Origin of the sequence: Nocardia aurea (assembly GCF_003123685.1) — a bacterium.
Taxonomy (GTDB): Bacteria; Actinomycetota; Actinomycetes; order Mycobacteriales; family Mycobacteriaceae; genus Nocardia; species Nocardia aurea.
Genome location: NZ_QCYJ01000084.1, coordinates 690061 through 710466 on the forward strand (window position 1 = coordinate 690061; position 20406 = coordinate 710466).

A 20406-nucleotide genomic window follows, 5' to 3' on the forward strand; every position below is an offset into this window, starting at 1 on the left:
GGCCCTGAACCGGGCGATGTGCGACACCCCCGACCGGTTCATCGACAAACCGGAGTGCCGGTCGCGGCTGACCCGTCCCTACTTGCGCAGCAGAGAGGCGACGGTGCCGAGGGAGATCTTGGGCTTGTCCTGCTCTTCGCGGGGCGCGTCGGGATCGACCACGGTGGAGTGCGGAATGTGGGCCTCGGGGTCGGCGAACGCTTCGTAGGTCTTGTCGCCGACGAGGGTGTGGAGCAGATAGCCGGTGAGTAGGGCCTGGGTGGCGCGGGTGGTCTTCTTCTCGTGTTTGCCCGCACCGAGCGCTCCGAATGTTCGCCTGCCCTCGACGAGGCCGTTACCGGACGCGCCGTCGACGGTGCGCAGGATGCTGGTCCCGCCCCAGGCGGAGGCGAGTGGGATGGCGTTCGAGCTGAGTGACTCGAGGCCGGAGGCCGAGGCGAGGATCAGGGCGGGGCTGTCGATATCGGGGGCGGCGCTCTCGGCGGACGGCGCCGTGGGGGCGGGGAAGAGGGCGGCGACGGCGGCGACTCGGCGTCGGCTCGCGGCCAGTACGGCGGCGCCCGCGCCCATGGCGTGTCCGGCGAGGGCGAGGCGGTCGGGGTGCACGCTGATGTCGCCGTCACCGAGGCGAACACCGGTGCAGATGTCGAGGGTGGTGAGCAGATCGGTCGCGAGGTCCAGATGTGACGGAATCGGCCCGCGTTCGGTGTCGGGGGCGGCGACGACGAAACCCCACGAAGCGAGGTGTTCCATCAGCTGCCGATACTTGGACGCGCCGGTCAGCCACCCGTGGCCGAAGGCGACAGCGGGCAGGCTCAGCCCCGACTCGGGGGTGAAGACGACACCGGGCTGCCCCGCGATCGCTAGGTTGCCGCGCAACACGCGGTGCGGGCCACGGCTGGTCAGGGTGCTCAAAAGGGATTTCACAGACGCCGACACGACGTGAACGTTATCCGATAAGTACTCTGGGGAGCCATGTGCGGAATCGTTGGCTACGTCGGGTACCGGGACGCGCTCGTCGTTGTCGTTGACGCGTTGCGCCGCATGGAATATCGCGGATACGACTCCGCGGGGGTCGCGATCCTCGGTGAGTCGGGCGTTCTGGCCGTGGAACGCAAGGCGGGACGCCTGGCGAATCTGGAGGCCGAACTCGCCGAATCGGGCACGGACCGCTTCGTCGGAACCACGGGAATGGGTCACACCCGCTGGGCGACACACGGCGCGCCGACCGATCGCAACGCGCACCCGCACCGCGACATCACCGAGAAGGTGGCCGTGGTGCACAACGGCATCATCGAGAATTTCGTGCCGCTGCGTAAGGAACTGGAAGCGGCCGGGGTCGAGTTGCTCAGCGACACCGATACCGAGGTCGCCGTGCACCTGGTGGGACTCGCCTATGCCGCCGGTCCCACGGCGGGCGATTTCGTCGCGAGCGCGCTGGCGGTCCTGCGGCGGCTCGAAGGGGCGTTCACGCTGGTGTTCACCCATGCCGACCACCCGGATCTGATCATCGCCGCCCGCAGGTCCACCCCGCTGGTGGTCGGTGTCGGCGAAGGCGAGATGTTCGTCGCCTCGGATGTGACCGCGTTCATCGAACACACCCGCGAGGCCGTCGAGCTGGGCCAGGACCAGGCCGTCGTGATCACCGCGAATTCGTATTCGGTCACCGACTTCGACGGGAACGAGGTCGGCGGTAAGACGCGTCCGTTCACCATCGACTGGGATCTGGCCGCCGCCGAGAAGGGCGGCCACGACTACTTCATGCTCAAGGAGATCGAGGAGCAGCCCGCAGGTGTCGCGGACACCTTGATCGGGCATTTCACCCAGGACGAGGCCGGTGGCCGGATCGTGCTGGACGAACAGCGCCTCGCCGACCAGGAGTTGCGCGAATTCGACAAGGTCTTCGTCGTGGCCTGTGGCAGCTCCTATCACGCGGGTCTGCTCGCCAAGTACGCGATCGAGCACTGGACCAGGCTTCCGGTCGAGGTCGAGCTGGCCAGTGAGTTCCGCTACCGTGACCCGGTGCTCGACCGGTCGACGCTGGTGGTGGCGATCTCCCAGTCGGGTGAGACCGCCGACACGCTGGAAGCGGTCCGCCACGCCAAGGAGCAGAAGGCGCGCGTCCTCGCGATCTGCAATACCAACGGCGCGCAGATTCCCCGCGAATCCGACGCGGTGCTCTACACCAGGACCGGCCCGGAGATCGGCGTCGCTTCGACCAAGGCGTTCCTGGCCCAGGTGACGGCCAACTACCTGGTCGGCCTGGCGCTGGCGCAGGCGAGGGGCACCAAGTACCCGGACGAGGTGGCCAGGGAGTTCGCCGAACTCGAGGCCATGCCGAAGCTGGTGGAGCGGGTGCTGGAGACCGGTCCGCAGGTGCGGGCGCTCGCACGGCAGCTGGCTCATGTGCCGACCGTGCTGTTCCTCGGCCGCCATGTCGGTTACCCGGTGGCGTTGGAGGGCGCGCTCAAACTCAAGGAACTCGCCTACATGCACGCGGAGGGGTTCGCGGCGGGTGAGCTCAAGCACGGTCCGATCGCGCTGATCGAGGACGGGCTCCCGGTCATCGTGGTGATGCCGTCCCCGAAGGGGCGCGCCGTGCTGCACTCGAAACTGCTGAGCAATATCCGTGAGATCCAGGCGCGCGGCGCCCGCACCATCGTGATCGCCGAGGAGGGCGACGACACGGTGCGCCCGTTCGCCGACGACCTCATCGAAATTCCTTCGGCGCCCACGCTTTTCCAGCCGTTGCTGTCGACGGTTCCCTTGCAGATCTTCGCCGCCGAGGTGGCGCAGGCCCGTGGATACGACGTGGACAAGCCGAGGAATCTGGCGAAATCCGTGACGGTCGAGTAGGCGGGACCTACTCGACGGTGACCGTGCCGCGCATCTGCGGATGCAGCGAGCAGAGATAGCGGTAGGTGCCGAGGGCGGTGAAGGTGTAGCTCCACTGGCCGGTGGTGTAGATGGGGCTGTTGATCCCCATCGCCTTGTCGCCGATGCCCTGCACCGAATGCGGGACGCGGTCGGAGAATTTCCAGGTCACGGTCTCGCCCAGCTTGACGGTGACGTTCTCCGGGGCGAATTTCATATCGTCCACGGTCACCGTGACCGCCGCGCGTTCCGGCGACCCGGTGTTCGCGGGTGTCGTGGTCGCCGCAGGCGTTTTCGCGGTGGATGTGGCGGCCGAATCGGAGTCGCCGGAACCGCAACTCGTCAGCAGGACCGCGGCGGCCAGGACGAACCCGGTCACGACCCGGGCGGATTTCGCGTGGCTACCGATCGACATGACGGCCAAGCGTAGTCGCCGGTCGCGCGGTGCCCGGTGGCGCGTCCGATGGCGGGTAGGGTCGGGGCGGCCAGGGAGTCGTGCCGGTTCGACGCAGTGGAGGCGATACGGGTATGTCCACGCAGCGGGGATATTTCACCGTCTACGAGGTGCGGGCGGCAGAAGCGGAACTGTTCACCCGGGTACCCGACGGCGTGCCGATGCGGCGGGCGGCCTACGGGTTGGCGCGGGTGATCGCGGCGGAACTGCGCTCGCGCACCGGAGGTGTGGCGGGACGTTCGGTGACCCTGCTCGTCGGATCGGGGGACAACGGGGGCGACGCGCTGTGGGCGGGGTCGATGTTGCGGCGGCGCGGCGTCACGGTGACCGCGGTGCTGTTGAATCCCGAACGCGCGCACGCGGAAGGGCTCGCCGCGTTGCGTGCGACGGGTGGGCGGATCGGTGACGAGATCGGCGCGCCCGATCTGCTGGTCGACGGGATCGTCGGCATCTCCGGTCGTGGTCCGCTGCGTCGGCGTGCGGCGGAACTCTTCGCGGGCAGCGCCGCCCCGATCGTCGCGGTGGATCTGCCCAGCGGTGTCGACCCGGATACCGGTGCGGTGAGCGGTCCCGCTGTGCGCGCCGATGTCACCGTTGCCTTCGGTGCGCTCAAGCCGGTGCACGCGCTCGCCGCGCCGTATTGCGGACGAATCGAATTGGTGCCCATCGGTTTGCGGTTGCCGGAGCCGGGGATCGCGGCGCTCGACCCCGGTGCCGTCGGTGCCGAATGGCCGGTGCCGGGACCGACCGACGACAAGTATTCGCAGGGTGTCACCGGTGTCTGCGCGGGTAGTGCGACCTATCCCGGCGCGGCCGTGTTGTGCACGGGCGCGGCGGTGGCCGCCACCTCGGGCATGGTCCGCTACGCGGGGACCGGTGCGGGCGCTGTGCTGGCGCGTTTCCCGGAAGTGGTGGCCGCCGAATCGATTTCGGCGACCGGGCGGGTACAGTCCTGGATCTTCGGACCGGGATCCGGCACGGATTCCGACGCGCGCGATCGTCTCGCCGAAATTCTCGCGACCGAACTGCCGGTCGTCGTCGACGCCGACGGACTCACCCTGCTCGCGGCGGACCCCGCGCTGGTCCGCGGCCGCGCCGCGCCGACCGTTCTCACCCCGCACGCCGGCGAATTCGCGCGTCTGACCGGCCGCGATGTCGGCTCGGACCGGGTGGCCGCGGTGCGCGAACTCGCCGAATCCTGGGAACTGACAGTGCTGTTGAAAGGCCGCGCGACCGTCGTCGCCGCGCCCGGCCGCCCGGTTCTCGTGAACGAGGCGGGCGGTTCCTGGGCCGCCACCGCGGGTGCGGGCGACGTGCTGTCCGGCATCATCGGCGCGCTGCTCGCCGCGGGCCGCGACCCGCTCTGGTGCGCGGCGGCGGGCGCCCGCGCGCACAGTCTCGCCGCCAACCTGGCCGCCAATGCGGGCGATGCCGCCGCCCCGATCTCGGCAGCCCCGCTGCTCGACCACCTGCGCTGCGCGATCGGCACGTTGCGCGCCGCGCCCCCGGGGCGGTACTGAACGGTCGATGCGGACGAGGAAGTACTCGTGCCGTGCGACACATCACCTGTACGCCGCGCCCCTGTTCGCGGACCCGTGACAGCCCACCGAGCGGGTGCGCGGAGGCGTGGCCGGGGGGCGAATACCGCGGGGGATGGCAGGATCGGTATCCGTGAACGCCCAAGTGGAAACCGTCATCGACCTGGATGCCATTGCCCACAATGTGCGGATCCTGCGCCAGTACGCCGGTGACGCCGCGGTGATGGTCGTGGTGAAGGGCGACGGATACAACCACGGTGCGATCGAGGTGGCGCGCACGGCATTGGCGGCGGGGGCGGCCGAACTCGGTGTGACGACGGTGGCCGAGGCGGTGCGATTGCGCGCCGCGGGCATCACCGCGCCGATTCTGTGTTGGCTCAACAACGCCGACGCCGACTACGGCGCCGCCGTCACCGCCGATATCGAGATAGGGGTGTCGTCGCTGGCGCATCTGCGTGCCGTCGCGGCGACCGCGCGCGGACTGCGGCGCACCGCCACCGTCACCCTCAAAGTCGATACCGGGCTGAACCGCAACGGCATCGCGCCGGACGAGTACCCGGCGGTCCTCGCGGCACTGCGCGTACTCGTCGACGAGGGCGTGGTGCGGTTCCGGGCGATCTTCTCCCATCTCGCCCACGCCGACGAGCCGGAACATCCTTTCCTGGATATCCAGCGGGAACGTTTCCTCGAGGCGATCGCCGCCGCGAAGGCGCTCGGCCTGCCCCCGGAATCGACCCATCTGGCGAATTCGGCGGCGACGCTGACCCGCCCCGACCTGGCCTTCGACATGGTGCGCCCCGGTATCGCGGTGTACGGGCTGTCTCCGGTTCCCGGCCTGCCCGATTTCGGGTTGCGCCCCGCGATGACGTTCCAGGCGCGGGTCGCGCTGGTGAAGCGGGTCGCGGCGGGGGAGGGCGTGTCCTACGGGCACCAGTGGATCGCGCCGCGCGACACCACCGTCGCACTCGTCCCGGCCGGTTATGCCGACGGCGTGTTCCGGCCGTTGAGCGGGCGTTTCGAGGTTTTCCTCGGCGGTGCGCGGCATCGCAGCGTCGGCCGGGTCTGCATGGACCAGTTCGTGGTCGACCTCGGTGACAATCCGGCCGACGTCGTCGAGGGTGATACGGCGGTGCTCTTCGGCGGCGGCCGGGGCGAGCCCGCCGCGCAGGATTGGGCAGATCTGCTCGACACCATTCACTACGAAGTCGTTTGCGCGCCGAAAGGACGGGTTATTCGTCGTCATGTGGGCGGCTGAACTCGAGCGACGCCACGGTCGGAGGGCGGTTATGGTGGCCGTTACCGTGCGTGTTCGCCGCGTGCGGCCGACTCGTGGGTACGCCGTCAGCTGAGAGGGTTTGCGATGGGATCGCGACGTTCGAATCGCATATTGCGCGGGGGGATGGCGACCGCAGGCGTGGTCGGGGCGCTCGCGGGCGCGCACGCGTTGCGCCGGGTCGGGGCTCGGGTGCTGGCGCCGACCGGAAGCGACGAGTATCGCGGCGAGGATTTCACGCTGTTGGAGCGTGACCGCGCGGGCGCGGTGGTCACCGAGGACGGTGTCCGGCTGGCTACGCGCGAATGCGGTCCGCAGGACGCGCCGGTCACCGTGCTCTTCGTGCACGGATTCTGCAACAGCATGGAGTCGTTCCACTTCCAGCGCCGCGATCTGGAAAAACGTTGGGGCGCGGGGGTTCGCATGGTCTTCTTCGATCTGCGCGGTCACGGGCGTTCGGGTACGCCCGCCACCGATCGGTGCACCGTCGACCAGCTCGGACGGGATGTGGCGTGTGTGCTCGAACACGCCGCACCCACCGGGCCGGTGGTGGTAGTCGGACATTCGCTCGGCGGGATGGCGGTACTCGCCGCCGCGGCGCAGTTCCCGACATTGTTCTCCGACAGGGTGATCGGCGTAGGGCTCATCTCCACTACCGCGGCCGAGGTCACCGCGGCCGGTGTCACCCAACTGCTGCGAAATCCGGCGATCGACGGCTTCCGACTGGCCGTGCACACCGCGCCCGCTCTGGTCCAGGCCGGACGCAGCACGGTCCGGCACGTCATCGCGCCGATCCTGCACGTGAGTTCCTTCCACGGCCCGGTGAGCCCGACGCTGTCGCGTTTCGCCACGGCCATGATCGACAGAACGCCCGTCGAGACGATCGTGAAATTCCTGAAAGCGATCGAACTGCACGACGAATCGAGCGCGCTCCCGGTGCTGTCCGAACTGCCGGTGCTGGTCATCGGCGGTGGGCGTGATCTGGTCATCCCGTTCCGCAACTCCCGCGCGCTGCACCGCGAACTTCCCGGCAGCGTCCTGATCCGCATCGAGGGCGCGGCGCATATGCCGCATCTGCAATTCCCGGACAGCGTCAACGACGGGCTCGATCAGTTGCTGCGCCGCGCTTTGGCGCAGGGCATCGCGCGGTCGGAAACGGCGCCGGAGGTGGCCGGGGGCTGAGCGTGCGTTCTCTCGCCGGAACAACCCCGCCGGTGCGCGAAGGCGGTGAAGCCCGGGCCGGTACGCTCGTGCGGGGTCGGCGGATGGATCGGAGGACGGCGGTGGCACGACGACGGCGGGTGCTGCCGACGGTGGAGGACACCGAGGCGCTCGGCCGGGAACTGTCGGCCGAATTGGCGGCGGGTGATCTGGTGGTGCTCGACGGACCGCTCGGCGCGGGCAAGACGGCGCTGACGCGAGGTATCGCGGCCGGACTCGGCGTGCAGGGGCGAGTGAGTTCGCCCACGTTCATCATCGCCAGACAGCATCGGGCGGGCGCGGGAGCGAGGTCGCTGCCGTTGGTGCACGTCGACGCGTATCGGCTCGGCGGGGATCTGGACGAGTTGGACGCCCTGGATCTCGACACCGATCTACAGCACGCGGTGGTCGTCGTCGAGTGGGGACTCGGGGTGGTCGAGCATCTGGCCGACCGGCATCTGCGGGTCCGGCTGTCGCGGGAACCGGATTCCGATGTGCGCACAGCCGACTGGGAATGGGTCCAGTAGCGTCGATCACAGTCGCCGGGACGTGCGAAACGTGCGATGACCAGCCGTTCGTTGCTGTCGGGTAGCTCCGTACCGCGCCCGGGTACCACCCGGTATCGTTGGGCCAATCATGCTTGTACTAGCTGTCGACACCGCGACACCCGCCGTTACAGCGGGATTGGTGGAACTGGAGCAGGGCACGCCGGGTGCGACGACCACGATGGACCTGCGGACCCTCGCCTCGCGTGTCCGAGTCGATCCCAGGGCGCACGCGGAAGTGCTGACCCCGCAGATCCTCGAATGCCTCACCGAGGCAGGCCGTTCCAGAACCGATATCGCCGCGGTGGTGGTGGGCGTCGGCCCCGGTCCGTTCACCGGACTCCGGGTCGGTATGGCGACCGCGGCGGCTTTCGGGGACGCGCTCGGCATCCCGGTCTACGGGGTGTGCAGCCTCGACGCCATCGCCGCCGACGCCGCGCCGGATCTGACGCCGGACCGGGAACTGCTCGTCGTGACCGACGCGCGCAGGCGTGAGGTGTACTGGGCCCGCTATCGCGACGGCGTCCGGGTGGCCGGACCCGAGGTGATCAAACCCGGTGACCTGGATTCGGCGCAGGCGGAGGTCATCGCCGGATCGGCCTCGCACGTGGATTTCTTCGATCTGCCGGTACTGCCGGTCGAGACGCCGTCGCCCGCCGGACTGGTGCGCGTCGCCGCGCCCGAGGTGCTCGCCCGAGCGGTGCCGCAATCGTTGACCCCGCTGTATCTGCGCAGGCCCGACGCGGTCGAGAACAGTTTCCGCACCCTCGACCGGACGGGAGCGTGAGGCCGGTGGAACCGGAGCGGCAGACACCCGAACAGGCGTCCGAGCCGGAGCGGGTCCGCGAGAGCACCGTCCGGATCGAGCCGATGACCATCGCCGATATCGATCGCTGCGTCGCGTTGGAGCAACTGCTGTTCCCCGAGGACGATCCCTGGCAGGCGGTGGCCTTCCGTTCCGAACTCGCGGCCGGGCACAATCGCTATATCGCGGCCCGCGACGAGCGGGGGCGCATGGTGGGTTACGCGGGAATCGCTCTGCTGGGTGACGCGGAACACCCCGAGGCCGAAGTGCACACCATCGGTGTCGACCCGATCTGCCATCGCGGCGGCGTCGGCACACTGCTGCTGGAGGCGCTGCTGGCCGAGGCGGGCAAACGCGGCGGACCCGTTTTCCTCGAGGTGCGCACCGACAATCAGCCCGCGATCGCGATGTACGCCAAACACGGTTTCCACATCATCGGATTGCGCAAGAACTACTACCACCCCAGCGGCGCCGACGCCTACACCATGCGCAGACCGGAGCTGAGCGCGCAGGGACAGGCGTGGCGCGGCGCGCAGGCGGACGAGGTGCTGTCGTGATCGTCATGGGTATCGAGAGTTCCTGCGACGAAACCGGAGTCGGGATCGTCCGCTGGAACGGTGACGGCACCTGTGAACTGCTGGCCGACGAGGTCGCCTCCAGCGTCGACCAGCACGCCCGCTTCGGCGGTGTCGTGCCCGAGATCGCCTCGCGCGCGCATCTGGAAGCCATCGTCCCCGCCATGCGGCGGGCGCTCTCGGCCGCGGGTGTGGTCAAGCCGGACGCGCTCGCGGTCACCATCGGCCCCGGGCTCGCGGGCGCGCTGCTGGTCGGCGTCGCCGCCGCGAAAGCCTATGCGGCGGCGTGGGATGTGCCGTTCTACGCGCTGAACCATCTCGGCGGGCATGTCGCGGTGGACACGCTCGAACACGGGCCGATGCCGCCCTGCGTCGCGCTGCTCGTCTCCGGTGGTCACACCCACCTGTTGCAGGTGGCGGATCTGGGCGAACCGATCGTCGAACTCGGCAGCACCGTCGATGATGCCGCGGGTGAGGCCTTCGACAAGGTGGCGAGACTGCTCGGCCTCGGCTATCCGGGCGGACCCGCGCTCGACGCGGCGGCCCAGGAAGGCAATCCGGCGGCGATCGCGTTTCCGCGCGGGATGACCGGACCGCGCGATCCGCGCTACGACTTCTCCTTCTCCGGCCTCAAGACCGCGGTCGCCAGACATGTCGAGGCGGCGCAGCGTCAGGGAATCACCCCCGACCAACTGCCGATTCCCGATATCGCGGCCTCGTTCCAGGAATCGGTCGCCGACGTGCTGACCATGAAGGCGATCAGGGCCGCCGCCGACGTCGGCGTCGATACCCTCGTGCTCGGCGGCGGCGCCACGGCCAATTCGCGTATCCGTTCGCTGGCCGAAGAACGCTGCGCCGCGGCCGGAATCACCTTGCGCGTGCCGAAACCGCGACTGTGCACCGACAACGGTGTGATGATCGCCGCGCTGGGCGCGCACGTCATCGCGGGCGGCGCGACTCCGTCGGAACTGACCGTCGCCACCGATCCCGGCCTTCCGGTGTCGACCAGCCAGGTCTGACCCGGATCGCTATCGCCCCGGGGTCGAGGACGGTGGCGTCGGGCCGGACGAGGTCATCGGTGTCGATATAGGCGGCAGCGGGCGCATCGGCTCTTTCACCGGCTCCAGCTCCAGCGTCAGTCCGAACAGTGCGAGCGACAGCGCCGCCGCCGAGGCGAGGGTACCGCGCACGCATAACCACCAGATGTGCGCGCGCCGCTGTCGCGCCGAGCGAGGTACGGCAGTCACGTGTTCCCCCTTGCCTGGCCGTTGTCGGTCGAATCGCGACGCGGCGATCGGCCGTTACGGATCGGCGTGCCCCCGAAAATAACGTCGCCCCTGCTCGATTTCGCGCGAGGAGCGCGACGACACTCGTTTCGACGGAAACAGGTTCTTCCGGAAGGGTTTACGGGCCGTCCGTGCCGAGCGCGGACGAACCCGAATCCGAGAGCAGCGGCGGCGGCAGCGGAATATGCGACTGGGCCGGGGTCTGCGTCGGTGACGGCGCGGTACCGGTCGCGGGCGGTTCGGTGTGGGTCTCGAAATTGTTGTGCTGCGGCAGTACCGGGTCCGCGGCACCCTCCTCGAGACCGGGAGCGAGCAGTTCGGGGAACGGTATCGACGGCAGGTTCGGGTCGGGTCGCAGCGTCGGCTGGGTCGACGGGGGCGAGGTCGGGTAGACCCCGGTCGGCGATTGCGTCGGCTCCTGCGTGCCGGAGGGGCCGGTACCGCCGCTCGGCCGCGTCGTGCTGTCCCGGCCGGTGACGGTGCCCGCTCCGGTCGACGGAGACAGGGTGAGCGGCGGCGGTGGGATCTGCTGGGCGCTGCTCGTGGTGCCCGCGGGGGAGACCTCGTCGTCGGCGGTCGGCGCGAAAGTCTTGATGCCGTAGCCGATCACGAGTCCGACGACGACGATCGCGCCCGCGAGGATTCCGACGACCTTGGTGAAGGTGCCCGCCGGTGCGTCGGTGCCGAGCGCGGCGACCGGGAAGGACGACGGCTGGGCCGAATCGGCCACCAGTGCCGCGCCTTTGGCGATGACGGATTCCGGGTCGTTCACCGTGTGCACCGGCAGGTCGAGCCGGTCGGCGAGGGTGGACACGACCGAGGGGATGTTGGCGCCGCCGCCGATCACCACGACGGCCTCGGGGGCGGTGGGCGTGCGCGCGAAGACTCCGGCGGCGAAAGCCGCTGTGTCACGCAGCAGGTCGGCGATCAGTTCCTCGAAATCGGCTCTCGTCAGTTTGAGCGGGCGTCCGGCGACATGATCGATGGTGACCGCGGCCGCGATCGACAGGTGTTCCTTGGCCGCGCGCCCGCGGTTTGTCAGCATGCCGCGATTGGGCCTGGTGCCGCGCCGGGCATAGTGCAGATCGACCAGGTGGTGGTAGATCAGGTCATCGATGGCGTTGCCGCAGATCGCCGAGGTGCGCTCGGAACGCAGGACCGTGCCGTCGGCCTGTTCGGCGACGGTGATGGTGAGACCGGAGGCGCCGAGGTCGACGACGGCGACGGTCCCGTAGCGGTCGAGCAGTCCGGTGTGTCGCAGATAGGTCAGTGCCGCATCGCATTCGGGGATCAGTCGCAGATCACGCTGTTTGCCGGTGGCGGCCCGGATGAGCTGGGCCTGTTCCTTGCTGCGGTAGGCGACGGCGACACTGGTCGGCACGGCGTCGAGGCCGGTGGGATGCGTTCCGGTGAATCGCGCGCCGACGGGAAAGGCGACGTCGTAACCCATCTGCTGACTGGCGGGCAGCTGGGTGGTCATCAGTTCGATCGAGGAGGCTACGAGATCCCCCAGATCGGAGTGGGCCGCGTCGGCGGAGACGACACGGTAGTCGAAACTCTGTGCCCCGTTCGGGGCAGTGGCGACGAGCGCCGAGCAGACGACCTCGTTCCCGGCGGAGATGCCGAGCGACGTTCGCATATGTTTCACCTCCCTCCGGACGGATGGTCGCGGGGCGAATGGTCACGGTCCTGGCGACGCTCGCGAATAACCTGCCGGGCCGCTACGCGGGTGACGAACGATCCGGGCGCACGAATCGGCCGACCCGTTGTCCGGTGGGGTCGCTGGGAACGGCCTGTGATCACGTGTGGAGTTGCTCTCTGGTGAAGCCGGTGGTGCTGCTGTGACAGATGTGATGCCCAACTGTGTTGCGTCACGCTGGCCGCGTCCCCTGCGACGTCGGTTCGTGACGAATCGGACGGGCGTACGGCGACCGTCGTCAATACTGTCACAATCTGTTATCCGAACGTTACAGATTCGGCGAAGTAATGGGAAGCCCACAGGCCGAAGGGCAACCTGCCCTGTTCAGTGTTTGTCGACACGTTTCCTCAACGCTGTTCCGGAGCCGCCGCGGCGCGCCGAGGACGGGTAGAACGGGCATTGGCACAGCCCACCCTTGAGCGCTGGCACTCTCATGTATAGAGTGCTAGTCGGCACCGCGTGATGGATGGGTGCCAAGCCTTTGACCACTGAGCAGGGGTCCCGGCACCCGCGACGACGGGGCTATGCGCAGGGTCAGATCGTTCGGACGTAGGTGAGAACCCGCGGGCCGGCCGAGACAACACGACACCGATGGTTCGGGACAACAGTTCCGGACGACCGTATATCCCCGAAAGTGGAGGGCTCAACGTGGCGAGCGTGAACATCAAGCCGCTCGAGGACAAGATCCTCGTCCAGGCCAACGAGGCCGAGACGACGACGGCCTCCGGCCTGGTCATCCCGGACACGGCGAAGGAGAAGCCGCAGGAAGGCACCGTCGTCGCAGTAGGACCCGGCCGCTGGGCCGAAGAAGGCGAGAAGCGTATTCCGCTGGATGTCCAAGAGGGCGACACCGTCATCTACAGCAAGTACGGCGGCACCGAGATCAAGTACCAGGGCGAGGAATACCTGATCCTCTCCGCGCGCGACGTGCTGGCTGTCGTCAGCAAGTGACCGCGTTCCCGGCCACCCGGCCGGGATCGAGTCGTAACGACACTGCCCCGGTTCCCGTGCAGCGGGGCCGGGGCAGTGCTGTTCGAGGCCTATCCAAGGAAAAGGACATATGGCAAAGCAGATCGAGTTCGACGAGAAGGCTCGCCGGGCTCTGGAACGCGGTGTCGACAAACTCGCCGACGCCGTCAAGGTAACCCTCGGCCCGCGCGGTAGGCACGTGGTGCTCGCGAAGGCCTTCGGTGGCCCGACCGTCACCAACGACGGTGTCACCATCGCGCGCGAGATCGAGCTCGAGGATCCGTTCGAGAACATGGGCGCGCAGCTCGTCAAGAGTGTCGCCACCAAGACCAACGATGTCGCGGGCGACGGTACGACCACCGCCACCGTGCTGGCCCAGGCGCTGATCCGCGCCGGCCTGAAGAACGTTGCCGCAGGCGCGAATCCGATCACCCTCGGTGTCGGTATCGCCAAGGCCGCCGACGCGGTCTCCGAGGCACTGCTCGCGCTGGCCACGCCGGTCTCCGGCGAGGAGGCCATCGCGCAGGTCGCCACCGTCTCCTCGCGCGACGAGGAAATCGGCGCGATGGTCGGCAAGGCGCTGACCACCGTCGGCAAGGACGGCGTCGTCACCGTCGAGGAGTCCTCGACGTTGCAGACCGAACTCGTCGTCACCGAGGGCGTGCAGTTCGACAAGGGCTACCTGTCGCCGTACTTCGTCACCGACGGTGACAGCCAGCAGGCCGTGCTCGAGGATGCCTACATCCTGCTGCACCGCGAGAAGGTCAGTTCGCTGCCCGATCTGCTGCCGCTGCTGGAGAAGATCGCGGAATCCGGCAAGGCCGTGCTGATCCTGGCCGAGGACGTCGAGGGCGAGGCACTCTCGACCCTGGTCGTCAACTCGATCCGCAAGACGATCAAGGCCGTCGCGGTCAAGGCGCCGTTCTTCGGTGACCGCCGCAAGGCGTTCCTCGACGACCTCGCCGTCGTCACCGCGGGCACCGTGATCAACCCGGATCTGGGGATCACGCTGCGCGAGGCCGGTCTCGACGTGCTGGGCCAGGCCCGGCGTGTCGTGGTCACCAAGGACGAGACCACGATCGTCGACGGTGCCGGCACCGCCGAGGACATCGCGGCGCGCAGCACGCAGCTGCGTCGCGAGATCGAGGCGACCGAATCCGATTGGGATCGGGAGAAGCTCGAGGAGCGGCTCGCCAAGCTTTCGGGCGGCGTCGCGGTGATCAAGGTCGGCGCGGCCACCGAGACGGCGCTCAAGGAGCGCAAGTACCGGGTCGAGGACGCGGTCAGCGCGGCCAAGGCCGCCGTCGACGAGGGCATCGTGCCCGGCGGTGGCACCGCGCTCGTGCACGCCGCCGCCGCGCTCGTCGAACTGCGTGATTCGCTGTCAGGCGATCAGGCCGTCGGCGTCGAGGTGGTGCGGACCGCGCTGAGCGCCCCGCTCTACTGGATCGCCACCAACGCGGGCCTCGACGGCGCCGTTGTGGTCAGCAAGGTCGCCGAGGGCAAGGAAGGTTTCAACGCCGCCACCCTCACCTACGGCGATCTGCTCACCGACGGTGTCGTCGACCCGGTCAAGGTGACTCGCTCGGCCGTCGTCAACGCGGCGTCGGTCGCGCGCATGGTGCTCACCACCGAGAGCGCCATCGCGGAGAAGCCGGCTCCCGCGGCCGATGACCACGGTCATCACGGCCACAGCCACTGAGCCTCGCACCGCATAACAGGCAAGGCCCCCGGATCCTGGTGATCCGGGGGCCTTCGTCGCTCTATGCCGATGCGGCAGCGCGTTTGCTGTGGGCGGCACGGCGACCTCCCGGTGGGACGGGTGGTCGGTGCGCGGCGTGTGGTCTGCGCGCGGGACGCGGACCGGGTCTAGGGCTGTTCGTCGGCGATGGCAGCCAGCAAACGGTCGCGCAGGGCGACCGGTGGCTGGGTCGACGCTATCTCGGCGAGTGCGGACAGCGCGTCTTTCGTCTGCCGCACTTCCGCGAGGAACGCCGCGCGTAGGGCGGGGTCCTCGTTGTCGAGCAATTCTTGTACCGCGTGATGGTCTTCGTCGTCGATCGATCCGAGCGCGACGGCGTGCGCGAGATCGATCCGGACTTCGTTCATCTCACGTCACCCCCAAACTTTTCTTCAGTCGTGTCAGTCCATCCCGAATTCGGGACTTAACGGTCGGTAATCCCACACCCAGATATGTCGCTACTTCGGCGTAGGTTCGCCCGCCGTAGTAAGCGAGCGAGATGGCCTCTCGTTGGGTCTCGGTCAATGAACCGAGGCCTTCGATGACGGCCTGTTGTTCGAGCCTGCGCTCGACCTCTTCGGTGACCTCGTCGAATTCGTTGCCGAGAACCCGTACCCCGTAGGCGACCTCGCGTTGGGTGTGGGCCTGCTCGGCACGGACCCGGTCGACAGCGCGCCGGTGGGCAAGAGTCATCAGCCACGTCACCGCGGAGCCCTTAGCGGGGTCGTAACTGGATGCGGTACGCCAGATCTGGAGATAGACCTCCTGGGTGGTCTCCTCCGCGTACCCCGGATCGTGTAGCACCCGGAGCACCAGACCGAAGACGCGCGCGCACGTCCGGTCGTACAGTTCGGCGAAAGCTTTCTGATCGGACAGGCCGCAACGATGCAAAAGGGCGGCGAGCTCGATACTTTCGGCCGCGCGTGCCGACATCGCAGAATCCACACTGGGTGGGATGGCTTCTCTACGGAACGAGTCGCCCTCTGCGGCCGGCTGCCGCGTTGTCACAACGCTCCATTCTGTGTCATCGGTCACTACCGTAGCGGGCCGCTATCGCCTCCCTTTCGGTGGGTATGGCAAACCGTCCGTGGCGTGGACACGGGGATTCGGCGACGTTCTCGGCACCGATGACACAGGTGGAGCACACAACGGCGTTTTGCGGATGACACGCGATGACTTGCCGATGCGCTGCACGACACGCCGGTCCGGTGGCTGACGGCTTCTGGCCGCCGCGGCGGCGGGCCGACGGTGGTGACCGCGGTGAGCCTGCGCGCCTGTCGCCGGAATCGAACTCCTGGCGCGAATGGACCGTCAGGGGTTCGGCCGGTGATCGTGCGTGTGTTGTTCAGTGGCCGGTTGTTTGCTAGGCATTCGGCGCACCGCACGGTTCGGATGGGGCGGATTCGGCGAAAGGGGTTTCGCACCGCCCGCGGGCGTCGGCTACACCGCCATGCGGCGACGATTGCGCCTGGCGTGCATCTCGCGTTCGGTCTCCGACATGCCGCCCCAGATTCCATAGGGCTCGCTGACTTTCAGCGCGTGACTACGGCACTGCATGAGGACCGGGCAGCTGCGGCAGATTTCCTTGGCGCGCATCTCTCTCGCGGTCCGAGCGCGTCCGCGCTCGCCGTCGGGGTGGAAGAACACCGCGGAATCCTGCCCGCGGCATGAGCCTCGCATCTGCCAATCCCAAACATCAGCGTTCGGTCCGGGGAGGTGGGTCGGCATGGGCATGGTGAACTCCTCGTGATGCGAGCTCGTCAGCGTTGTCGAGCAGTTTGTTCTGCAAAATTTCTCGGACCCTGGCCGGGTTGGCGTCCGGCCCGAGGACTTCGCCCTACTCGGTCGCTGCAATTTCGCGCGGCGCCGACCGTGGCGATGAGTTACGTTAGGTCCAGCTGCGAAATTCCGTCAATAGTTCGACGCACCGGTTTCCCAAATCTTCAACCGCGAGATTTAACCTACTCGCTGTTTACTTTTTACGATGACTCCGGTGATACTGTTCGATTGGCCCGTAGGCGGCTGGACCGGCTCTGGCCTCGACCGAGCCGCATTCTCCCTGGTAGAAGCCAATTATCCGCGGAACTCGCCGGTTGCTGACGCGGTAGCGGCGCGGTATCGGCAGGGGTGTCGAGCACCTCGAGGCCCTTCGGTTGCCGCGCCCGAGATGGCCGAAGCGGGGCGCGCAGGTTAATTACGCGAAACGCATGTGAATTCGCATCGATGGTGATCCGGCAATCTCTGTAGGAGATTTACCTGATGGAAACACATGCTTCGGGCTGGAAGTGCTGAACGGTTGCTCATCGAGCGGTGTGGTCGCGGTCCCGTTTCGCGCCGCCGCGGCGCGCGCGGGTCACGGGATAGAGTGCGGCCGTGTTCGCTCCAGCTCCGCTCATGGATATCCGATCTGAAGTCCTCGCTGCGGCGGCTTTCGGAGAGCTACCGGGCCTCGCCGCTACCGAGTTGCCGACGGTCTCCGGACCGGTCGACTCCTGGCTCAGGGCGGTGGTACTCGGCGGTCAGGGCCGCTACGCCGCGGCTCGCGCGCAACTGCGGAGCATACGCGGCACGACCTCCGATCCGACCGTGCTGTCATTGGTCGCGAGCACCGAGGGATCGCTACTGCGTCAACTGGGCTGGCATGCGAGAGCGTCGATGGCCGACGGCCGCGCCCTCGCTCACCTGTCCGCGGAACCGCTGGTCAGCGGTTCGAATCCGGTCGATACGGCGCCGTCCACTGTCTCGAGTGGGAAGCGTGGCGTACTCGGGCCTACCGCCTCGCCGACCGCCGCGGATTTCGCCGTGCCCGATCGAGCGGCCGCGCTGTGCGACGCGCTCACCGGGTTGGCCGCCGACGCGCTCGGCACCGGCCGAACGGATCTGGCCACCAGGCTGCTCGGCCGTGCCGCGAACTCGCTCGACGCGGCGCACCCCAGGGCGATGATCCGCTGGCACTGGGTGAGTGCCGAGACCGCGCTGGCCCAGGGGCGACCGGAACCGGCGAGCGCGCACGCCGCGGCGGGGCTCGCGGCGGCGGAGCGGTGCCCCTCGATACGGCACCGGGTCAAGTCGCTGCTGCTCGTCGCGGCGGCGGCGATGACGCGGGGCGATCTCGCCGCCGCGGCCGAGGCCGCCGACGAGGTCGCCACGCGGTGCCGCGAACACGAGTTGCTTCCGCTCGGCTGGGCGTGCGCGATGCTGCGTACCGGCCTGTCGGACGCGTCCGCCGCCGAGGAAGCCGCACGGTACGGCACGGCGATTGCCAGGCGTGGCGGTCACTTTCGGCCTCCCGGCGTCGCCTGAACCCATCGGTGGGGTTGTAGCGACAACCGGACCGTGTTGCCCAGCGGTGTGGGATGTATCGCTATTGTTAGTCCCGTTCCGCAACTCCGCGGAAGCACAGGTCATCGGGCCGGTGCCACTTGTAACGCCAGGAATCTCTCTGACGATGACGAACACGGGCGAAGAGTTGGACCTCGCCGTCACTGCCGCTGCGCAGGGCGACAGATCCGCTCTAGCTCAGGTACTAGAGCTGGTCCGCCCGTTGGTAGTTCGTTACTGCCGCGCGCGGATCGGCGCAGCGGAGCGCGGGCAGCTCTCCGCCGACGACGTTGCGCAGGAGGTATGTCTGGCCGTGATGACAGCCTTGCCCAGATATCAGGATCAGGGCAGGCCCTTCATGGCCTTCGTATACGGAATCGCTTCGCACAAGGTCGCAGACGCCCATCGAAACGCCGCACGTAACAAGGCGGAGGCGATGGCCGAAGTACCAGATGTCATATCCACCGACCAAGGGCCGGAACAACGAGCTCTCGAATCCGAGACGAGCAGGCAGATGAACCGCTTGCTCGCGACGCTTCCCGAGAAGCATCGAGAAATTCTGATCCTGCGTTTGGTCATGGGTTTGTCAGCGGAAGAAACCGCGGTCGCCGTGGGCAGTACGGCGGGCGCTATACGGGTTGCCCAGCACAGGGCACTCGCGAAACTGAAGTCACAAGTGGCGAGGGCAGGTGAAATGTATGGCTAGGGATGGCGAGCGCGGTCGGGGCGACTGGAAGGCGCGACGTGGATCGCGGAACAGCGGTCCCTACGCCGGGGCTTCCGAAGAGTCCGGACCGGTGGATATCGCCGCCGTCCGTCGGGACGACGCGCTGATCGACGCCCTATCCCACGGCGGGCCGGTGCAGACCGACAGCACGGAGGAGTTCCAGCTGGCGGCGCTGCTCGCGGATTGGCGGGCGGAGATCGTGGTGCCCCCGCTACCGAGCACCCCGGATCTGGATACCGTCGCGGCGGCGGTCAACCAGGAGATCGGCGCGCGCAAAGTGCGGGTCGGCGCCCAGACCAACGGCCGTTTACGGCTGGTTCGTCCCCTCTTGACCACCGCGGCCGGTTTGGCTCTGGTCATCGGTGGACTCACGGCGTTCTCGTACAACGCGGAGCCGGGTAACCCACTGTGGCGGGTCAAAGAGGTCGTGTTCAGCGAACAGGCGCAGTCCACCGTGGTGAATCGCGCCGACAGTCAGCTGGAGCAGGCCGAAGAGCTTCTCTCGCAACGCAATCCGTCTTCGGCGAAGGCGCAGCTCGAAGCCGCGCAGGCCAATGTCGACCAGGTGAGCGATCCGGTGAAACGCGCTCAGCTGCAAGCACAGTGGGCGCAGCTGCTGGAATCGTTGCGCAAGGATTGGCCCGACGTGGCGGCCCAGGTCGAGGCGATGACCAAGCCGAGCGAGCCGAAGCCCACCGCCGGTTCGGGAACCACGGCGCCGACGGCCCCCGGGCAGCAGGCAACTCCCGGGCAGACGGGTCAGCAGCCCGCGAGCCAGACCACGCCGAACAACACCATCCTGCAGGCGCCGGTGGATACATCGGCGCCCAAGCCACCGACGGGGACCAACCCCACCGGGCCGACTCAGCAGGAGCCGCCGCCGGTGACCACGGTCCCCCCGGTGACCCAGGTTCCTCCGACGCAGGAGCCACCGACCCAGGCCCCGCCGACGCAGGAACCGCCGACCCAGCCGCCGACACAGCCCACCCAGGAACCCCCCACCCAGCAGGTTCCCACCGGTGGCGCGGGAATCCCCACCCAGCCCTCGAATCAGACCCCGAACCCGGGTATCACGATTCCGACCCTGCCCTTCACGCTGCCGGGCCGTCCGAGCTGATCTCGCTGTCACCCCGGATTCCTCGATCGAGGTAGTCCAGGATTTTCGTTCTCCGCGTCGTTCCGAGAACGGCAGCTATCTTCCGGGGAACACGCACGCTTCGAAAAAAGAACCGATCACCCGTGGGTGATCGGTTCTTTTCGTATTTCGTATCAGAAGGTCCGTTCCCTGCATCGCTGTGCGTCGCGGGCGAGGAACGGACCGGGGTAGCGTGCGTGACTTCGCGGACACGGTACGAGGCCGGGTCCGCGATGAGGTCCCGGTGTCAGAGACTGCGACCGG

At 68.1% G+C, this 20406-nt stretch carries 20 protein-coding genes; 13 read left to right on the forward strand and 7 right to left on the reverse strand.

The window, feature by feature from the left end:
* Nucleotides 1-78: 78 nt before the first annotated feature.
* On the reverse strand, nt 79-939 hold the full coding sequence (locus tag DAT37_RS16075) for a dienelactone hydrolase family protein (protein WP_109525487.1): 861 nt from the start codon (nt 937-939) through the stop codon (nt 79-81).
* A 36-nt stretch (nt 940-975) separates the two neighbouring features.
* Between DAT37_RS16075 and glmS the strand changes: the two genes are divergently transcribed.
* Complete coding sequence (gene glmS / locus DAT37_RS16080) at nt 976-2856, forward strand: glutamine--fructose-6-phosphate transaminase (isomerizing) (RefSeq protein WP_109525488.1); 1881 nt, start codon at nt 976-978, stop codon at nt 2854-2856.
* Between the two features lie 7 nt (nt 2857-2863).
* On the opposite strand, the gene DAT37_RS16085 is transcribed toward glmS, so the two are convergent.
* The gene (locus DAT37_RS16085) at nt 2864-3289 is read right to left on the reverse strand and encodes a cupredoxin domain-containing protein (protein WP_109525489.1); all 426 of its coding nucleotides are present in this window, start codon (nt 3287-3289) and stop codon (nt 2864-2866) included.
* 113 nt (nt 3290-3402) lie between these two features.
* Here DAT37_RS16085 and DAT37_RS16090 point away from each other — a divergent pair, with 113 nt between their 5' ends.
* The 7 genes from DAT37_RS16090 (at nt 3403) to tsaD (ending at nt 10283) form a co-directional block, all read left to right on the forward strand.
* A complete protein-coding gene (locus DAT37_RS16090; protein ID WP_109525490.1) occupies nt 3403-4848 on the forward strand; it encodes an NAD(P)H-hydrate dehydratase in 1446 nt (481 codons plus the stop codon).
* Between the two features lie 133 nt (nt 4849-4981).
* Nucleotides 4982-6121: an alanine racemase gene (gene alr, locus DAT37_RS16095; protein ID WP_109525491.1), complete on the forward strand. Its 1140-nt coding sequence runs from the start codon at nt 4982-4984 to the stop codon at nt 6119-6121.
* Between the two features lie 144 nt (nt 6122-6265).
* Complete coding sequence (locus DAT37_RS16100; protein WP_408637407.1) at nt 6266-7321, forward strand: alpha/beta fold hydrolase; 1056 nt, start codon at nt 6266-6268, stop codon at nt 7319-7321.
* Nucleotides 7322-7404: 83 nt separating this feature from the next.
* The gene (gene tsaE, locus DAT37_RS16105) at nt 7405-7866 is read left to right on the forward strand and encodes a tRNA (adenosine(37)-N6)-threonylcarbamoyltransferase complex ATPase subunit type 1 TsaE (protein WP_109525493.1); all 462 of its coding nucleotides are present in this window, start codon (nt 7405-7407) and stop codon (nt 7864-7866) included.
* A 109-nt stretch (nt 7867-7975) separates the two neighbouring features.
* Nucleotides 7976-8671, forward strand: a complete 696-nt coding sequence (tsaB, locus tag DAT37_RS16110) for a tRNA (adenosine(37)-N6)-threonylcarbamoyltransferase complex dimerization subunit type 1 TsaB (RefSeq protein ID WP_109525494.1) — start codon at nt 7976-7978, stop codon at nt 8669-8671.
* 83 nt (nt 8672-8754) lie between these two features.
* The gene (rimI, locus tag DAT37_RS16115; RefSeq protein ID WP_109525676.1) at nt 8755-9246 is read left to right on the forward strand and encodes a ribosomal protein S18-alanine N-acetyltransferase; all 492 of its coding nucleotides are present in this window, start codon (nt 8755-8757) and stop codon (nt 9244-9246) included.
* A complete protein-coding gene (gene tsaD, locus DAT37_RS16120; protein WP_109525495.1) occupies nt 9243-10283 on the forward strand; it encodes a tRNA (adenosine(37)-N6)-threonylcarbamoyltransferase complex transferase subunit TsaD in 1041 nt (346 codons plus the stop codon). The genes rimI and tsaD overlap by 4 nt, the downstream gene beginning before the upstream one ends.
* Nucleotides 10284-10292: 9 nt before the next feature.
* On the opposite strand, the gene DAT37_RS44125 is transcribed toward tsaD, so the two are convergent.
* Complete coding sequence (locus tag DAT37_RS44125; RefSeq protein WP_157978507.1) at nt 10293-10511, reverse strand: hypothetical protein; 219 nt, start codon at nt 10509-10511, stop codon at nt 10293-10295.
* Nucleotides 10512-10668: 157 nt separating this feature from the next.
* Nucleotides 10669-12189 (reverse strand): Hsp70 family protein, encoded by a 1521-nt coding sequence (locus tag DAT37_RS16125; RefSeq protein ID WP_109525496.1) that lies wholly within the window; start codon nt 12187-12189, stop codon nt 10669-10671.
* A gap of 708 nt (nt 12190-12897) precedes the next feature.
* On the opposite strand from DAT37_RS16125, the gene groES reads away from it, so the two are divergent.
* Together groES and groL are read left to right on the forward strand one after the other, a co-directional pair.
* Nucleotides 12898-13200 (forward strand): co-chaperone GroES, encoded by a 303-nt coding sequence (groES, locus tag DAT37_RS16135; RefSeq protein WP_109525498.1) that lies wholly within the window; start codon nt 12898-12900, stop codon nt 13198-13200.
* A 109-nt stretch (nt 13201-13309) separates the two neighbouring features.
* The gene (gene groL / locus DAT37_RS16140; protein ID WP_109525499.1) at nt 13310-14920 is read left to right on the forward strand and encodes a chaperonin GroEL; all 1611 of its coding nucleotides are present in this window, start codon (nt 13310-13312) and stop codon (nt 14918-14920) included.
* 167 nt (nt 14921-15087) lie between these two features.
* Here the strand turns inward: groL and DAT37_RS16145 are convergent, their stop codons facing one another.
* From DAT37_RS16145 to DAT37_RS16155, 3 genes are all read right to left on the reverse strand, one after another.
* The gene (locus tag DAT37_RS16145; RefSeq protein ID WP_109525500.1) at nt 15088-15327 is read right to left on the reverse strand and encodes an RskA family anti-sigma factor; all 240 of its coding nucleotides are present in this window, start codon (nt 15325-15327) and stop codon (nt 15088-15090) included.
* Between the two features lies 1 nt (nt 15328).
* Nucleotides 15329-15892 carry a sigma-70 family RNA polymerase sigma factor gene (locus tag DAT37_RS16150; protein ID WP_198654279.1) on the reverse strand — a complete coding sequence of 188 codons (564 nt, stop codon included), beginning with the start codon at nt 15890-15892 and terminating at the stop codon, nt 15329-15331.
* A 507-nt stretch (nt 15893-16399) separates the two neighbouring features.
* Entirely contained in the window at nt 16400-16693 is a 294-nt protein-coding gene (locus DAT37_RS16155) for a WhiB family transcriptional regulator (protein ID WP_040704593.1), read from the reverse strand.
* A 639-nt stretch (nt 16694-17332) separates the two neighbouring features.
* Here DAT37_RS16155 and DAT37_RS16160 point away from each other — a divergent pair.
* From DAT37_RS16160 to DAT37_RS16170, 3 genes are all read left to right on the forward strand, one after another.
* Nucleotides 17333-18262 (forward strand): hypothetical protein, encoded by a 930-nt coding sequence (locus tag DAT37_RS16160; RefSeq protein WP_109525502.1) that lies wholly within the window; start codon nt 17333-17335, stop codon nt 18260-18262.
* 145 nt (nt 18263-18407) lie between these two features.
* Entirely contained in the window at nt 18408-18986 is a 579-nt protein-coding gene (locus DAT37_RS16165) for a sigma-70 family RNA polymerase sigma factor (RefSeq protein WP_109525503.1), read from the forward strand.
* Nucleotides 18979-20124, forward strand: coding sequence for an anti-sigma-D factor RsdA (locus tag DAT37_RS16170; RefSeq protein WP_109525504.1), 1146 nt, complete (start codon nt 18979-18981; stop codon nt 20122-20124). The genes DAT37_RS16165 and DAT37_RS16170 overlap by 8 nt, the downstream gene beginning before the upstream one ends.
* Nucleotides 20125-20406 lie beyond the last annotated feature (282 nt).

Excerpts from the sequence above, each read along its gene's own strand:
- glmS (WP_109525488.1), top strand. The coding sequence starts at position 976 with ATGTGCGGAATCGTTGGCTACGTCGGGTACCGGGACGCGCTCGTCGTT.
- DAT37_RS16085 (WP_109525489.1), bottom strand. The coding sequence starts at position 3,289 with ATGTCGATCGGTAGCCACGCGAAATCCGCCCGGGTCGTGACCGGGTTC.
- DAT37_RS16090 (WP_109525490.1), top strand. The coding sequence starts at position 3,403 with ATGTCCACGCAGCGGGGATATTTCACCGTCTACGAGGTGCGGGCGGCA.
- alr (WP_109525491.1), top strand. The coding sequence starts at position 4,982 with ATGGCAGGATCGGTATCCGTGAACGCCCAAGTGGAAACCGTCATCGAC.
- DAT37_RS16100 (WP_408637407.1), top strand. The coding sequence starts at position 6,266 with ATGGCGACCGCAGGCGTGGTCGGGGCGCTCGCGGGCGCGCACGCGTTG.
- tsaE (WP_109525493.1), top strand. The coding sequence starts at position 7,405 with ATGGATCGGAGGACGGCGGTGGCACGACGACGGCGGGTGCTGCCGACG.
- tsaB (WP_109525494.1), top strand. The coding sequence starts at position 7,976 with ATGCTTGTACTAGCTGTCGACACCGCGACACCCGCCGTTACAGCGGGA.
- rimI (WP_109525676.1), top strand. The coding sequence starts at position 8,755 with ATGACCATCGCCGATATCGATCGCTGCGTCGCGTTGGAGCAACTGCTG.
- DAT37_RS16125 (WP_109525496.1), bottom strand. The coding sequence starts at position 12,189 with ATGCGAACGTCGCTCGGCATCTCCGCCGGGAACGAGGTCGTCTGCTCG.
- groL (WP_109525499.1), top strand. The coding sequence starts at position 13,310 with ATGGCAAAGCAGATCGAGTTCGACGAGAAGGCTCGCCGGGCTCTGGAA.
- DAT37_RS16145 (WP_109525500.1), bottom strand. The coding sequence starts at position 15,327 with ATGAACGAAGTCCGGATCGATCTCGCGCACGCCGTCGCGCTCGGATCG.
- DAT37_RS16150 (WP_198654279.1), bottom strand. The coding sequence starts at position 15,892 with ATGTCGGCACGCGCGGCCGAAAGTATCGAGCTCGCCGCCCTTTTGCAT.
- DAT37_RS16155 (WP_040704593.1), bottom strand. The coding sequence starts at position 16,693 with ATGCCCATGCCGACCCACCTCCCCGGACCGAACGCTGATGTTTGGGAT.
- DAT37_RS16165 (WP_109525503.1), top strand. The coding sequence starts at position 18,408 with ATGACGAACACGGGCGAAGAGTTGGACCTCGCCGTCACTGCCGCTGCG.
- DAT37_RS16170 (WP_109525504.1), top strand. The coding sequence starts at position 18,979 with ATGGCTAGGGATGGCGAGCGCGGTCGGGGCGACTGGAAGGCGCGACGT.